Source organism: Streptococcus mitis, from assembly GCF_026782865.1.
Lineage (GTDB): Bacteria > Bacillota > Bacilli > Lactobacillales > Streptococcaceae > Streptococcus > Streptococcus mitis_CG.
The window spans coordinates 69373-83975 of sequence record NZ_JAKUXK010000014.1 but is presented as its reverse complement, the minus strand read 5'-3'; the positions used below and the strand labels follow the sequence as shown (position 1 = coordinate 83975).

Below are 14603 nucleotides of genomic sequence, written 5' to 3'. Positions count from 1 at the left end.
TGATATTTTCTATTGTTTTTCAGTTATTATTTTAATTTTTTCAAAAATTAACTTGACTTAATTTTTTTTTTAAGGTATATTAAGAGTAAGGAGGAATACAAGTTTATGATACGTATCGAAAACCTCAGTGTCTCCTACAAAGAAACGTTGGCACTTAAGGATATTTCACTAGTGCTCCAAGGACCAACAATTACCGGAATCATTGGTCCAAACGGCGCTGGAAAATCAACATTATTAAAAGGTATGCTGGGAATTATCCCACATCAAGGTCAGGCATTTCTCGATGACAAGGAAGTTAAAAAATCCTTACACCGAATTGCCTATGTCGAACAAAAAATCAATATCGACTACAACTTTCCCATCAAGGTCAAGGAATGTGTCTCGCTAGGACTATTTCCTTCTATTCCTCTCTTTCGCAGTTTAAATGCTAAACATTGGAAAAAAGTAGAGGAAGCCCTTGAAATCGTCGGCCTAGCTGACTACGCTGAACGTCAAATCAGTCAACTGTCTGGAGGTCAATTCCAGCGGGTCTTGATTGCCAGATGTTTGGTGCAGGAAGCCGATTATATCCTCTTGGATGAACCCTTTGTTGGGATTGACTCTGTCAGTGAGGAAATCATCATGAATACGCTGAGAGATTTGAAAAAAGCTGGTAAGACGGTTCTCATCGTTCACCACGACCTCAGCAAGGTTTCCCACTACTTCGATCAAGTCTTACTTGTCAATCGAGAAGTGATTGCCTTTGGTCCAACCAAAGAAACCTTTACCGAAGCCAATCTCAAAGAAGCTTACGGTAATCGACTCTTTTTCAATGGAGGTGACCTATGATTGCAGAATTTATCGATGGATTGCAAAAATTCCATTTCCTACAAAATGCCTTGATAACAGCTATTGTCGTCGGGGTCGTAGCTGGAGCTGTGGGATGTTTCATCATTCTACGTGGGATGTCACTCATGGGAGATGCTATTTCACATGCTGTCTTACCAGGTGTAGCCCTCTCCTTCATCTTGGGCCTTGACTTCTTTATCGGAGCCATTGTCTTTGGATTGCTAGCTGCTATCATCATTACCTACATCAAGGGGAACTCGATTATCAAAAGCGATACCGCCATCGGCATTACCTTTTCTTCTTTCTTAGCCCTCGGTATCATCTTGATTAGTGTCGCTAAAAGTTCAACTGACCTTTTCCATATCCTTTTTGGTAATATTCTAGCCGTCCAAGATACGGATATGTTTATTACTATGGGTGTGGGGGCAGCCATTCTCTTGTTGATCTGGATTTTCTTCAAGCAACTCTTGATCACTTCCTTTGATGAACTTCTGGCTAAAGCCATGGGAATGCCTGTCAATTTCTATCACTACCTCCTCATGATACTCCTGACTCTCGTGTCTGTGACAGCCATGCAAAGTGTTGGAACTATCCTGATTGTAGCCATGCTGATTACCCCAGCTGCAACTGCTTATCTGTATGCTAATAGCCTGAAAAGTATGATTTTCCTTTCCTCAACCTTTGGAGCTACAGCTTCAGTTTTGGGACTCTTTATTGGCTATAGTTTAAACTTAGCAGCTGGTTCTAGCATCGTACTTACAGCTGCTAGCTTCTTCTTAATCAGTTTCTTTATCTCTCCTAAACAACGATATTTGAAACTGAAAAATAAACATTTGTTAAAATAAGGGGCAAAACCCCAATAAATTGGAGGATCTAATGAAAAAATTAGGTACATTACTCGTTCTCTTTCTTTCCGTTATTGCTCTTGTAGCATGTGCTAGCGGAAAAAAAGATGCAGCTTCTGGTCAAAAACTAAAAGTTGTTGCTACAAACTCAATCATCGCTGATATTACTAAAAATATTGCTGGTGACAAGATTGATCTTCACAGTATCGTTCCGATTGGACAAGACCCACACGAATACGAACCACTCCCTGAAGATGTTAAGAAAACTTCTGAGGCTGACCTCATTTTCTATAACGGTATCAACCTTGAAACAGGTGGCAATGCTTGGTTTAGCAAATTGGTAGAAAATGCTAAGAAAACTGAAAACAAAGACTACTTTGCAGTCAGCGAAGGCGTTGATGTTATCTACCTTGAAGGAAAAAATGAAAAAGGTAAAGAAGACCCACACGCTTGGCTTAACCTTGAAAATGGAATTATCTTTGCTAAAAATATCGCCAAACAATTGAGCGCTAAAGATCCTAACAACAAGGAATTCTATGAAAAAAATCTCAAAGAATATACTGATAAGTTAGACAAACTTGATAAAGAAAGTAAGGATAAATTTAATAACATCCCTGCTGAAAAGAAACTCATTGTAACCAGCGAAGGAGCATTCAAATACTTCTCTAAAGCCTATGGTGTCCCAAGTGCCTACATCTGGGAAATCAATACTGAAGAAGAAGGAACACCTGAACAAATCAAGACCTTGGTTGAAAAACTTCGCCAAACAAAAGTTCCATCACTCTTTGTAGAATCAAGTGTAGATGACCGTCCAATGAAGACTGTCTCACAAGATACAAATATCCCAATCTACGCACAAATCTTTACTGACTCTATCGCAGAACAAGGTAAAGAAGGCGACAGCTACTACAACATGATGAAATACAACCTTGACAAGATTGCTGAAGGATTGGCAAAATAAGCCTCTGAAAACGTCATTCTCACATGAGCTGGCGTTTTTTCTATGCCCATATTTCCAGTCAAATCATTGGAAAATTCTGACCGTTTCAGCTAAAATGGAAGAAAAAAGATTGGAGTATCCTATGGTAACTTTTCTCGGAAATCCTGTGAGCTTTACAGGTAAACAACTACAAGTCGGCGACAAGGCGCTTGATTTTTCTCTCACTACAACAGACCTTTCTAAAAAATCTCTGGCTGATTTTGATGGTAAGAAAAAAGTCTTGAGTGTCGTGCCTTCTATCGATACAGGTATCTGCTCAACTCAAACTCGCCGTTTCAACCAAGAACTGGCTGGACTGGACAACACAGTCGTATTGACTGTTTCTATGGATCTACCTTTTGCCCAAAAGCGTTGGTGTGGAGCTGAAGGAATTGAAAATGCGATTATGCTATCAGACTACTTTGACCATTCCTTTGGACGTGATTACGCCCTCTTAATCAATGAGTGGCACCTATTGGCACGCGCAGTCTTTGTCCTCGATACTGACAATACGATTCGCTACGTTGAATACGTGGACAATATCAACTCTGAACCAAACTTCGAAGCCGCAATTGCAGCTGCTAAAGAACTAAATTAGAAGCCATCATGGCAGATAGCTAGAGAAATCTAGCTTTTTTTGATATACTAGATAAAGATATTAGACAAGAGGAAACGAATGACCCCGAATAAAGAAGATTATCTAAAGTGTATCTATGAAATTGGCATAGATTTGCATAAGATTACCAACAAGGAAATTGCGGCTCGTATGCAAGTCTCTCCCCCTGCCGTAACTGAAATGATTAAACGGATGAAGAGCGAAAATCTCATCCTTAAGGACAAGGAATGTGGCTATCTACTGACTGACCTCGGGCTCAAACTGGTCTCTGAGCTCTATCGTAAGCATCGTTTGATTGAAGTTTTTCTAGTCCATCATTTAGACTATACGAGTGACCAGATTCACGAGGAAGCTGAGGTATTGGAACATACTGTCTCTGAGCTATTCGTGGAGAGACTAGAAAAATTGCTTGGATTCCCCAAGACCTGCCCTCACGGAGGAACTATTCCTGCCAAGGGAGAACTCCTGGTTGAAATCAATAACCTGCCACTAGCTGACATCAAGGAAGCTGGCGCCTACCGCCTGACTCGGGTGCACGATAGTTTTGACATTCTCCATTATTTGGATAAGCACTCACTTCACATCGGTGACTGTCTCCAAGTCCAGCAGTTTGATGGCTTCAGCAATACCTTCACTATCCTCAGTAACGAAGAGGATTTACAAGTAGGTATGGACATTGCCAAACAGCTCTATGTCGAAAAAATCGACTAATTTCTCAAGTACCCCAACCACCCCTGAAAATTTTATTTTCAGGGGTTTATTTCTATCATTTGATTTTACTTTCATTTAGTTATATAATATTTGTTAAAAAAGAAAGATATCTTAATATATGAAAAAATCACTAAAAATTTTTGCGACATCCAAATGGTTTGACCTCTTCGGGGTTGCTTTGGTCGTTGGGATTGCGATTGCATCTGGTTACCTCAACTCACGTCTCGATAAATTCGTAGATTGGGGATCATGGACAGCTCTTGTACCCTTTGGATTGATTTCCGTAACCAACGTTGGGATTTCCATGTTGTCCACTCGTTTCACCGGAAAATTAAGCAAGTGGGGAAATTACTTTGGCATAGTCAATACGATTTTATCTGGTACCATTGATTATATCCTTGGAAATAAGGCAGCCATTATCACCTATCCTGTCACCTTCCTTATCTATACCTTTGCTATTAAGAAATGGGAAGCTTCGCAAGAAGGCAGACCCAACCAAATGAGCCAAAAACAGCTAAAATTGGCGGCCATCATCATTTCAATCATCGCCTTCCTCTTTGCCTTTGTGACCAACTATATCGGCTATGGGGGCAAGATGAATCTCCTTGCCTACGTAACAACTATTGCCTTTGCACTGTCCCTCATTGCCAATGCTTTGAACGCATTGAAACTAACAACTCAGTGGGGCTTTTGGTTGATTTACAATTTCGTTCAATTGACAAAGGCTGGCATTCAAGGAAACTTTGCCAATATCGGAAAATACATCTTTTATATCCTCAATGCAATCGGAGCTTTGTTTGTCTGGAACGATGAAGAAGTGGAACAATAAGAAGGAAATCAAATAAAGAAATCTAACAGAATCTCCTTACTAAAATTTTTTATCATTTTACTTGTAACTCCCATTCTTTTGGAGTAGAATAAAGCTAGATAAAAGAGGGAGGTCATCTTATGAAAAATCTCTTTAGAATCCATTTTACAGCAATTGCAGTCATTGATTTGCTACTATTTGCATTTTTTACCACTAGACCCGAGACAGCTTTAGAATGGCTCTTGCTCTCTGGTTTTATTTTCCTCCTTGCTCAGAGTCTACTACTATTTCGCTTGGTTGTCCGACTCAAACATCAATTCGCTGAGATTTATCCTCAAATCAATAAAAAGATTCGCTTCTACTATTTAGGGGTGCTCATCAGCGACTTTCTATTTTTTGTCCTTTTAACCTTCGTTAGTTCTCAGCGTTCTCCCTCTCTTATGCCAATTGTCACTGCTTGTCATTCTACTTTATATTATAGAACGGCGGACTACCTAAGAGAAAACTATCCAGACTTTTACAACAAACATATCTCTTTGTGGGAATGTCTCTAAGGAAAAGGAGGTTTTATCATGAAAAACATCATCTATATCAAAACCATTGAGCTCCTTGTCATTGATGGAATCATGCTGGCATTTTTTACATTTAAAGAGGGGCTTATACTCAATGAAAATCAAAGAGCAAACTAGGAAGCTAGCCGCAGGCTGTACTTGAGTACGGCAAGGTGAAGCTGACGTGGTTTGAAGAGATTTTCGAAGAGTATTATTTTCTTTCATCCTGTACTACTTACTTATCTTTCTAACCAACTTTGTGACCACTTTAGTCAACTCTATTCCCAGATTAGACCGAGATTCTAGCGCTTTGCCTTACAAATCCTCCTATGGGATAGCCTGATCATTCTCTCCTTGATATGTTTAAGTGGTTTCCCACTTTTCCTTAAGGGCACTCTCCTAACCCTAGGACATCTCATCCCTTCCTATCGCATCTGCCAAAGCTTGAAAAGAGACTTCCCAAAAGCCTATCAAGAACAGATTTCATTTTGGAGTATTTTATGATAGATAAGAAAAACCAAGCCGTCTGGGCTTGGTCTTTCTTATCTATTTTTAGTATCAAGGATAATGGTGACTGGTCCGTCATTGACCAGCAATAAGAGTCCCTGATTGATTTTTCCCTGAACCTGACCTTCGATACTGACTTGGGCTTTTGTAACCCGTTGAATAATGATTCTCATAATAGCCTTTCTAGTAGAAGCTAGGCCAATTAGCCGTTGGTCCGTTTAACAGAGTAAACTTCTGGCACACTCTTAATCTTGTCCACAACCGTAGTCAGCGTCGAGAGGTTAGCAATGCCGAAGGAGACATGGATATTAGCAAATTTCATATCCTTGGTTGGTTGGGCGTTGACTGTTGAGATATTCTTGGTTGTGTTTGAGAGAACTTGTAGTACATCGTTCAACAATCCTGTACGGTTGAGGCCGTAGATATCGATATGGGCCATATATTCCTTATTTGAGCTAGAGTACTGATTTTCCCACTCTACATCAAGGAGACGTTGCTCATAGTTTTCTTGGGCACGCAGGTTCATACAGTCCACACGGTGAATAGCCACACCACGCCCCTTAGTGATATAGCCGACAATATCATCACCAGGAACAGGATTACAACACTTGGCAATCCGCACGAGGAGACCTGAGGCACCTTCAATGACCACACCACCCTCATGCTTGACCTTGAGGGTTTCTTTGTTTTCAACCTTGACCTCGCCACCTTTGACAAGTTCTTCTGCCTCCGCCTTAGCCTTGGCACGTTCTTCTTCACGGCGTTCCTTCTCAGTCAGACGGTTAAAGACGGTAATGGCACCGATTTCTCCAAAACCAATGGCCGCAAAGAGGGATTCTTCTGTCTTGTAGCTGGTCTTTTGCAGAACTTGATCCATGTGGCGCTTGTCCATAAATTTATTGGCCACATAGCCATTTTCTTGGAACTGGGCCATCAGCATTTCACGACCCTTATTGACAGACAATTCCTTATCTTGGTTTTTAAAGAACTGACGAATCTTGTTGCGGGCCTTGCTGGTCTTGACCATGTTAAGCCAGTCACGGCTTGGCCCAAAGGAGTTGGGGTTGGTGACAATTTCGACCTGATCCCCTGTCTTTAGCTTGGTTGTCAGTGGAACCATACGGCCATTGACCTTGGCACCAGTCGCTTTTTCACCGACCTTGGTATGGATTTCGTAGGCAAAATCAATCGGTCCTGAATCTTTGGGAAGGGAACGAACAGCTCCATCTGGGGTAAAGACGTAAATCTCCTCAGCCAGATAGTTTTCCTTAACTGAATCTACAAATTCCTTGGCATCATCGGCCTGATCTTGGAGCTCCATCATCTCCTTAATCCAGTTCATACCAATAGCTGATTCCTTGCTGTTGACCTGCCCCTTGATGCCCTTCTTATAAGCCCAGTGAGCCGCAACCCCGTACTCAGCCACCTCGTGCATGGCCTTGGTCCGAATCTGGAATTCGATCGGTCCTTTTGGCCCATAAACAGTCGTATGGATAGACTGGTAACCATTGGCCTTGCGATTAGCGATATAGTCTTTGAAACGACCAGGCATGGGTTTCCAAAGTTCATGCACGTAACCAAGCATGGCATAAACATCACTTTGGGTATCCAAAATACAACGAATGGCAATCAGGTCATAGATTTCCTCAAACCGTTTTCTCTTGTCCTGCATTTTGCGGAAAATCGAGTAAATATGCTTGGGACGACCGTAAATCTTCCCTTTCAGGTGACGATCCGTCGTATATTCCTCTAATTTTGTGACCACCTCATCCACCAAGGCTTCACGCTCTCTGCGTTTTTCCTTCATCATATGGGTAATCCTGTAGAACTCCGTTGGATTGAGATAACGGAAAGATAGGTCTTCCAACTCCCATTTGACACTGGAAATTCCCAAACGATGGGCAAGTGGAGCATAGATTTCCATGGTTTCTTTGGAAATGCGCTCCTGCTTGTCTTTTCTAAGATGTTTCAGGGTCCGCATATTGTGCAAACGGTCTGACAGTTTGACCAAGATAACACGGATGTCCTCAGACATGGCCATGAGCATCTTGCGATGATTTTCAGCCAACTGCTCCTCGTGAGACTTGTACTTAACTTTACCAAGCTTGGTAACTCCATCGACAATCACGCGCACATCAGGACCAAACTCTCTTTCCAAATCATCCAAGGTCGCATCTGTATCTTCCACCACGTCATGCAAGAAACCACAGGCAACCGTTACAGCATCTAGCTTAAGTTTGGCTAAAATCCCTGCCACTTGGATAGGGTGAATGATATAAGGTTCACCTGATTTGCGGTATTGACCACTGTGGCATTCAACAGCATAGACTAAGGCCTTATGGACAAAAGCAACATCTTCTTTTGATAAATATTTTTGTGTTAGAGCGACAACCTCATCGCCCGTTAAATTCACTTCTTTTGGCATCTCTACTCTCCAATTCTTCCTACCATTTTATCACTTTTTTAAGAATATGAAAACTAGAAAATTCCCTCTCAATCAATCCACATTTCAAAAAACACTGCCAGATTTCTAGCAGTGTTTTGAGTTTCATTTATCTTAGTAGACTGTTTTTTCAGTTTCTACATCGAAGAAGTGTGCTTTGTTCAAGTCAAATCCAAGTTCAACTGTTGCACCTGTTTGCAAGTAGTCACGAGCATCAACTTTGGCAACAAATTCATCTTTACCAACTTGGCAGTAAAGGTGAGATTCTGAACCAAGCAATTCTGATACAGAGATAGTAGCTTTGACAACTGATTCTGGGAATGTTTCAAGGAAAGCAGGTTCTGCATTCACGTCTTCTGGACGGATACCGAAGATCAATTCTTTACCTTCGTAGCCTTTTTCACGAAGAACTTTCAATGCTCCTTCTGGCACTTTCAAACGGAAACCGTCAGAAACAATTTCGCTACCTACCAATTTCACGTTGATGAAGTTCATAGCTGGGCTTCCGATGAATCCTGCTACGAATTTGTTAACTGGGTTTTTGTAAACTTCTTGAGGAGTACCGATTTGTTCTACACGTCCGATAGTACCTGTACCAGCAGGGTTCTTAGTTGCTGACATGATAACGATACGGTCTGCAAGTGTCATCGCTTCTGTTTGGTCGTGAGTTACGTAGATAGTTGTAGCTCCGATACGACGGTGGATTTTAGCGATTTCAGCACGCATAGATACACGAAGTTTGGCATCCAAGTTTGACAAAGGTTCGTCCATCAAGAATACTTTTGCATCACGTACGATCGCACGACCCATGGCAACACGTTGACGTTGACCACCTGAAAGGTCAGCTGGTTTACGATCCAAGAATTCTTTCAAGCCAAGGATTGCTGCTGCTTCTTGTACACGTTTGTCTATGTCTTCCTTGCTGTATTTACGCAATTTCAAACCGAAAGCCATGTTGTCATAAACAGTCATGTGTGGGTAAAGAGCGTAGTTTTGGAATACCATGGCGATATCACGGTCTTTTGGAGCTACGTCGTTGACAACCACGCCATCGATAGATGCAGTACCTTCTGTGATGTCTTCAAGACCTGCGATCATACGAAGAGTTGTTGATTTACCACATCCTGAAGGACCTACGAAAACGATAAATTCTTTGTCTTTGATGTCCAAGTTGAAGTCTTCAACTGAATAGTGTTCGCTGTTTGGATATTTTTTGTAAATATTTTTAAGATTCAATTCTACCATGAGGTGAACTCCTTTTGTCTTTTGATAGTTTTATTATAGATGAAAACGCTTTATATTTCTATGGCAAGGTGACCAAAAAAATAAAAAAGTTCTGTGCAACTTGCACAAAACTTTATAAAATATCTGGTAAAATCAATTGATAACACAGGGTCAGGTCAGTCAATTCCTTCAACTGTAGCCCTGTCAATTCTTCCCATTTATCAATCTTATATTGGAGAGAATTGCGATGCAAGTAGAGTTGCTGGGCTGTTTTTGTTAGGACAGCACTATTTTCCCAAAGGGAGAGAATGATTTCCTGAATCTGGTCTTGATCCAAAATCATCTGGTGCAAGCATTCCTTGATTACCTTCAAATCCACGAGTCTTTCTCCCATACTCCAAAGATAGAGCTGAGAAAAAGTATGAACACCTTGGTGACCCTGACGCCACCAAGTCTTAAATAAATCCCGCTCTGCTTTAATCAAGTCTGATAGGGCTTGATGGCCTGTCTGAGACCAAACCTGGCCTAACATGATTGACAGACGAAGTCCAAAGTCATACTCAACCGCTTCAATCGTATCACTTAAAATAGCTCGTACAGAGGTGTATTTGTCTTGTTGAAGCACGAAAACATAATCCTGAGCTCCGACCTGAATCACCGTCTGACAGTTGGGAAAAAGAGTCCGCATCATATCCAACCAAGAAGCCAGATTTTCCTGCTGAAAATAGGAAAGATGGCAATAAACCAACTGAATCTTTTTAAAAGCTTGCGGTGCCTGTCCCTTGCCCTCAATCAGATAAGAATACCAAGGATTGAGCGAACGAGCCTGCTCCTGCTGGGTCAAAAGCGAAACCAACTGCTTTTCACGCTCACTGAGCCCAGCTTCCTCCAGCAAAATCCACTGCTGAGAAGCTAAAGGGAGAGTGAGATAGCCCTCTTTCTCTACTGGTTGGTCTGAAATCTGAGCCTCAGGAAACCAGTCTTGTAGTTCTTTTGACATCATGTCCTAGCCCTCCACTTTTTGGATGCACCACGAAATCAAGCTCTCAAGACGTTCCAGATTTTCAGTCATATGGAGATATCCCATGACTGCTTCAAAACCTGTGGACATACGGTAAGTTACCACATCGGCATTTTTGGCCTTGGTGTGGCTATTGGTATTGCGACCACGTTTGTAGATTTCTTCTTCTTTTTCCGTCAGGACTTGCTCCTCTAACATAAGGGAAATCAGGCGAGCCTGAGCCTTGGCTGAGACATACTTGGTCGCTTCTTGATGGAGTTTATTGGGTTTGGTCATACCTTTTAGAATGAGGTGACGACGAATATACATAGAATACACCGCGTCCCCCTCAAAAGCTAACGCAATCCCGTTAATGAGATTGACATCAATCACGTGTCCACCTCACTCCATCTTTGGTGTCAAGGAGCTTAATCCCTTGAGCAGCCAATTGGTCACGGATCTGGTCCGCTGTCGCAAAGTCACGATTGGCACGCGCTTCTTGGCGTTTTTGAATCAAGGATTCGATCTCAGCGTCCAAAACTTCCTCAACAAAGACAATTCCAAAGACTTCCAACATATCCGCAAGAGCTTGCTTGACACTTGCGTCATAGTTGCCGGAATTGATCCATTTGGCCATTTCAAAGACTACTGTGATTCCATTTGCCGCGTTAAAATCTTCATCCATAGCTGCTACAAACTTGTCTTTAAAAGCCTGCAACTCTTGAGCATCTACAGTTCCAGAAAATGGTTGCTCATAAGTATTCTTTAGATACTTGAGATTGGTCTCTGCATCACGCACTGCCTTTTCCGTAAAGTTGATAGGCTTGCGGTAATGTTGTGTCGCAAAGAAGAATCGAAGCACTTGCCCATCAAGAGTTTTAAGGGCATCATGTACGGTGATAAAGTTACCCAAGGACTTGGACATCTTGACATTATCGATATTGACAAAGCCATTGTGCATCCAGTAGTTAGCAAAGGTCTTGCCTGTTTTGGCTTCTGACTGGGCAATTTCATTGGTATGGTGAGGAAACTCTAGGTCAGCTCCACCACCGTGAATATCAATGGTGTCGCCCAAAATCTCTGTCGACATGACTGAACACTCGATATGCCAGCCTGGACGACCAGGTCCCCAAGGACTGTCCCAGGAAATCTCGTCTGGTTTTGCAGCTTTCCAGAGGGCAAAGTCTACAGGATTTTCCTTACGAGCCGTTTCTTCATCGGTACGACCTGAAGCACCCAGCTCCAAATCTTCCAAGGTTTTATTAGCCAATTTTGCATAGTTGTGAGATTTTTCCACACGGAAATAGACATCTCCTTGGCTCTCGTAAGCAAAACCTTTTTCAATCAACTCTTCCACAAAACGGATGATGTCAATCATAAACTCCACCACACGAGGATGGCGGGTCGCAGGTTTGACGCCCAAGGCTGTCACATCCTCACGAAAGGCAGCGATGTACTTGTCCGCAACCTCCTGAGGCGTGATACCCTCTTCCTTGGCGCGGTTGATAATCTTATCATCCACATCCGTAAAATTGGAAATATAGGCGACGTCATAACCACGGTATTCAAAATAGCGACGAATCGTATCAAAAGCTACCGTCGAACGGGCATTCCCCACGTGGATATAGTTATACACGGTTGGCCCACAAACATACATCTTGACTTTGCCGTCCTCAATCGGGACAAACTCTCGCAAAACACGAGACATGGTATCGTAAATTTTAATCATGCGGTCCACTCCCTTCTCTATTTCTGACTTTTTCGGCTGAAAACCAGCTCTGCAAAAGGACCAAATTGTCTGAGGCTATCCAGTTGATAAAAGCGCTGCCCTTCCTCTTGGGTAAAGAGGGGAACCCCCTTTCCTAGGATAAGGGGCGCTATCTGAATAATGAGGTGGTCGAAAAGATCCGCATCCAAGAGCGGTCCTACTAAGGAATTACCACCAATCACAAAGACATTTTTGCCTTTGTCAATCTGGCGAACAAAGTCCACCACATCCCCAGCTACTGGCTGGTAATTGCTGACAGGCAGGTTTCTATCATGCGTAAAGACATAGTTTTCCGTAGCTTGATAAAAACTTTCTACATCTTGCAAATCTTGGATTTCCTCAAAGGTCCGCTTGCTCATGATGGTGATATCCATTTGCCTGTAAAAGTCATCATAGCCTGTATCCTCTACAGAACCAAGCTGATGCAGCCAGTCTATCCTGTGCTGGCTGTCTGCCAAGTAGCCATCCATGGTGATACAGCCGTAAAAATATACTGCCATTCTTGTAGTTTCCTTTCTACTTCTGCTTCGCCTTCACTTAGCGGGATAGCCCCAGATGATTAGACCTAAGCTAATCAAAGTATTCAGCAAAATCCTTGCTGGACAAGAAAAATAAGCCAGACAACAGCAATTCCAATCTGCAATAGAACGGTTCATTCTTAAACATTCAAGCGCCTCTCCTGTCTACTTCCCGCTCAAGGTGTCATAGATTTTAATCATAAAATAATAGTAAGGAAAACTAAAATCCGAGAACAGTTAGTTTCATCACTAAGAGTTCAATTGAATTTCAGTCCGAATGTATCTACACTTCGGAATCCCTTGCTCCTTTATCATTCAGATAAACCACCTGAGTCTGTTTGACAAAGCCAATTTTTTCATACAAACGTTTGGCACCTACATTACTATCTTCCACGGCAATCTGAAATTCCTTATCATTCTGCTCAATCAGTTGGTTGACTAGAGATTTTGCTAAGTAGCTTCCATAGCCTTTCCCACGTTCAAGTTCTGATATTGCTAAACCGTAGAAGTAATTCGTATCGCTCGATAAATCAACCGTGCAAGTTCCAATAACCTGACCGTCTTTTAACAAAATATATAGGCGACTTTCTGGATCCTTCAGAGCTTCAGCGACATATCTATCCACAACTTCTCTAGATTCATGTTCCTCTGAAAATGCCTGAAATTTTAACTGACTAATTTGATCCTGATACGAACTATCTGCTAACAAAACTTCAAGATTAGAAAGTTTTGCTAACTGATATGGTCTTCTATCCTTACCTAACCAGGTTTCTGTCTCTTCATCCTCGACCAATCCCCAGTTGCTAACAAAATCAGGATGGCGGTCTAGAAAAACACGCTCTGTCTGAAAAGTGACTGAATGAATCGGAAAAGAAGCTGTTTCTCTCTCAAAACTAGTAAACAATGCACGCGCAATTCCCTGACGGCGATGATCTGGATGAACCAGTATCGTCACTTCTACATCTTGGTCATCTGCATAGACAGTTAATAAACCAACAAGTTCGCCTTTTTCATAATAAAGGAAAAAGGCGGGCATGTTTGGGTCAAAATTAAGCATGTTAGATAGATAAGGATCACGATAGGTACCGTCATAGTTTTGGCAACAGTTAATTAGTTTTTTCGCCTCAGATAGCTCCTCTTGGCTTAACTTGTTTCTTGCTTGAATCATATAGCCATCCTCTACAACCCAGACGATCTGTGACTGGCTTCTTTAGCCTGCTCGAGTTTATTGACGTAGTACTCTCGTTTTTCTTCAACTTCGTGGATAGTCGGTTCATCCTTCTGTCCATGAACTCGGACAATCTTGGCCGGAATACCGACAACCGTCACATCACTAGGTACATCTGCTACGACAACTGCTGCAGCACCGACCTTGGCATTTGCACCAATTTCTACAGGACCAATGACTTGGGCATGGGCTGATATAAGGGCACCCTGACGAACGGTCGGATGGCGTTTGCCAACATCCTTACCAGTTCCACCAAGAGTTACTCCGTGGTAAAGCATAACGCCTTTTTCAACAATCGCTGTTTCCCCAATCACCAGACCAGAACCGTGGTCGATAAAGACACCTGAATCAATCTGAGCACCCGGATGAATCTCAATCTGAGTCCAAAAGCGCCAGAACTGACTGTGCATACGAGCCAGGAGTTTGAAGCCATGCTTCCAGAGAAAATGCGAGAGACGGTGGGCCGCCAAGGCCTTGACACCTGGATAAGTCAGCAAAACCTCCAAAGTGGTGCGGGCCGCTGGATCATTTTCTTTTACGATATCAATGGTTTCGCGCCACCATCCCATACATTTCT

Annotated in this window: 15 protein-coding genes and 2 pseudogenes; 8 read left to right on the top strand and 9 right to left on the bottom strand. The window is 42.2% G+C overall.

Annotation, left to right across the window (positions count from 1 at the left end):
- Positions 1-105: 105 nt before the first annotated feature.
- From MK482_RS08290 to MK482_RS09030, 8 genes and pseudogenes are all read left to right on the top strand, one after another.
- Positions 106-828: a metal ABC transporter ATP-binding protein gene (locus tag MK482_RS08290; RefSeq protein ID WP_000619162.1), complete on the top strand. Its 723-nt coding sequence runs from the start codon at positions 106-108 to the stop codon at positions 826-828.
- Positions 825-1673, top strand: a complete 849-nt coding sequence (locus MK482_RS08285) for a metal ABC transporter permease (RefSeq protein WP_268718466.1) — start codon at positions 825-827, stop codon at positions 1671-1673. The genes MK482_RS08290 and MK482_RS08285 overlap by 4 nt, the downstream gene beginning before the upstream one ends.
- 31 nt (positions 1674-1704) lie before the next feature.
- The gene (psaA, locus tag MK482_RS08280) at positions 1705-2634 is read left to right on the top strand and encodes a metal ABC transporter substrate-binding lipoprotein/adhesin PsaA (RefSeq protein ID WP_000733069.1); all 930 of its coding nucleotides are present in this window, start codon (positions 1705-1707) and stop codon (positions 2632-2634) included.
- Between the two features lie 121 nt (positions 2635-2755).
- Positions 2756-3250: a thiol peroxidase gene (gene tpx / locus MK482_RS08275; RefSeq protein ID WP_201058351.1), complete on the top strand. Its 495-nt coding sequence runs from the start codon at positions 2756-2758 to the stop codon at positions 3248-3250.
- Positions 3251-3328: 78 nt separating this feature from the next.
- Positions 3329-3979, top strand: coding sequence for a metal-dependent transcriptional regulator (locus tag MK482_RS08270; protein ID WP_261087279.1), 651 nt, complete (start codon positions 3329-3331; stop codon positions 3977-3979).
- A gap of 118 nt (positions 3980-4097) precedes the next feature.
- On the top strand, positions 4098-4808 hold the full coding sequence (locus tag MK482_RS08265) for a nicotinamide mononucleotide transporter family protein (RefSeq protein ID WP_261087280.1): 711 nt from the start codon (positions 4098-4100) through the stop codon (positions 4806-4808).
- Positions 4809-4927: 119 nt separating this feature from the next.
- Positions 4928-5341, top strand: a complete 414-nt coding sequence (locus MK482_RS08260) for a hypothetical protein (protein WP_268718465.1) — start codon at positions 4928-4930, stop codon at positions 5339-5341.
- A 186-nt stretch (positions 5342-5527) separates the two neighbouring features.
- Positions 5528-5842 (top strand): annotated as a pseudogene (locus MK482_RS09030) (threonyl-tRNA synthetase).
- Between the two features lie 71 nt (positions 5843-5913).
- On the opposite strand, the pseudogene MK482_RS08255 reads toward MK482_RS09030, so the two are convergent.
- The 9 genes and pseudogenes from MK482_RS08255 to cysE form a co-directional block, all read right to left on the bottom strand.
- Positions 5914-6018: pseudogene (locus MK482_RS08255) on the bottom strand (D-aminoacyl-tRNA deacylase); the annotation flags it as partial.
- Positions 6019-6047: 29 nt separating this feature from the next.
- Positions 6048-8270, bottom strand: a complete 2223-nt coding sequence (locus tag MK482_RS08250; RefSeq protein ID WP_268718464.1) for a RelA/SpoT family protein — start codon at positions 8268-8270, stop codon at positions 6048-6050.
- A 132-nt stretch (positions 8271-8402) separates the two neighbouring features.
- Entirely contained in the window at positions 8403-9533 is a 1131-nt protein-coding gene (locus tag MK482_RS08245; protein ID WP_000229945.1) for an ABC transporter ATP-binding protein, read from the bottom strand.
- A gap of 112 nt (positions 9534-9645) precedes the next feature.
- Positions 9646-10515, bottom strand: a complete 870-nt coding sequence (locus MK482_RS08240; RefSeq protein ID WP_261047978.1) for a PucR family transcriptional regulator — start codon at positions 10513-10515, stop codon at positions 9646-9648.
- A 3-nt stretch (positions 10516-10518) separates the two neighbouring features.
- A complete protein-coding gene (locus MK482_RS08235; protein WP_000567927.1) occupies positions 10519-10905 on the bottom strand; it encodes a Mini-ribonuclease 3 in 387 nt (128 codons plus the stop codon).
- Complete coding sequence (cysS, locus tag MK482_RS08230) at positions 10898-12241, bottom strand: cysteine--tRNA ligase (protein WP_268718463.1); 1344 nt, start codon at positions 12239-12241, stop codon at positions 10898-10900. The genes MK482_RS08235 and cysS overlap by 8 nt, the downstream gene beginning before the upstream one ends.
- 17 nt (positions 12242-12258) lie before the next feature.
- Positions 12259-12780, bottom strand: a complete 522-nt coding sequence (locus MK482_RS08225; RefSeq protein ID WP_125416346.1) for a dihydrofolate reductase family protein — start codon at positions 12778-12780, stop codon at positions 12259-12261.
- 301 nt (positions 12781-13081) lie between these two features.
- The gene (locus MK482_RS08220) at positions 13082-13966 is read right to left on the bottom strand and encodes a GNAT family N-acetyltransferase (RefSeq protein ID WP_268718462.1); all 885 of its coding nucleotides are present in this window, start codon (positions 13964-13966) and stop codon (positions 13082-13084) included.
- 11 nt (positions 13967-13977) lie between these two features.
- Positions 13978-14595, bottom strand: coding sequence for a serine O-acetyltransferase (gene cysE / locus MK482_RS08215; RefSeq protein WP_020903022.1), 618 nt, complete (start codon positions 14593-14595; stop codon positions 13978-13980).
- Positions 14596-14603 lie beyond the last annotated feature (8 nt).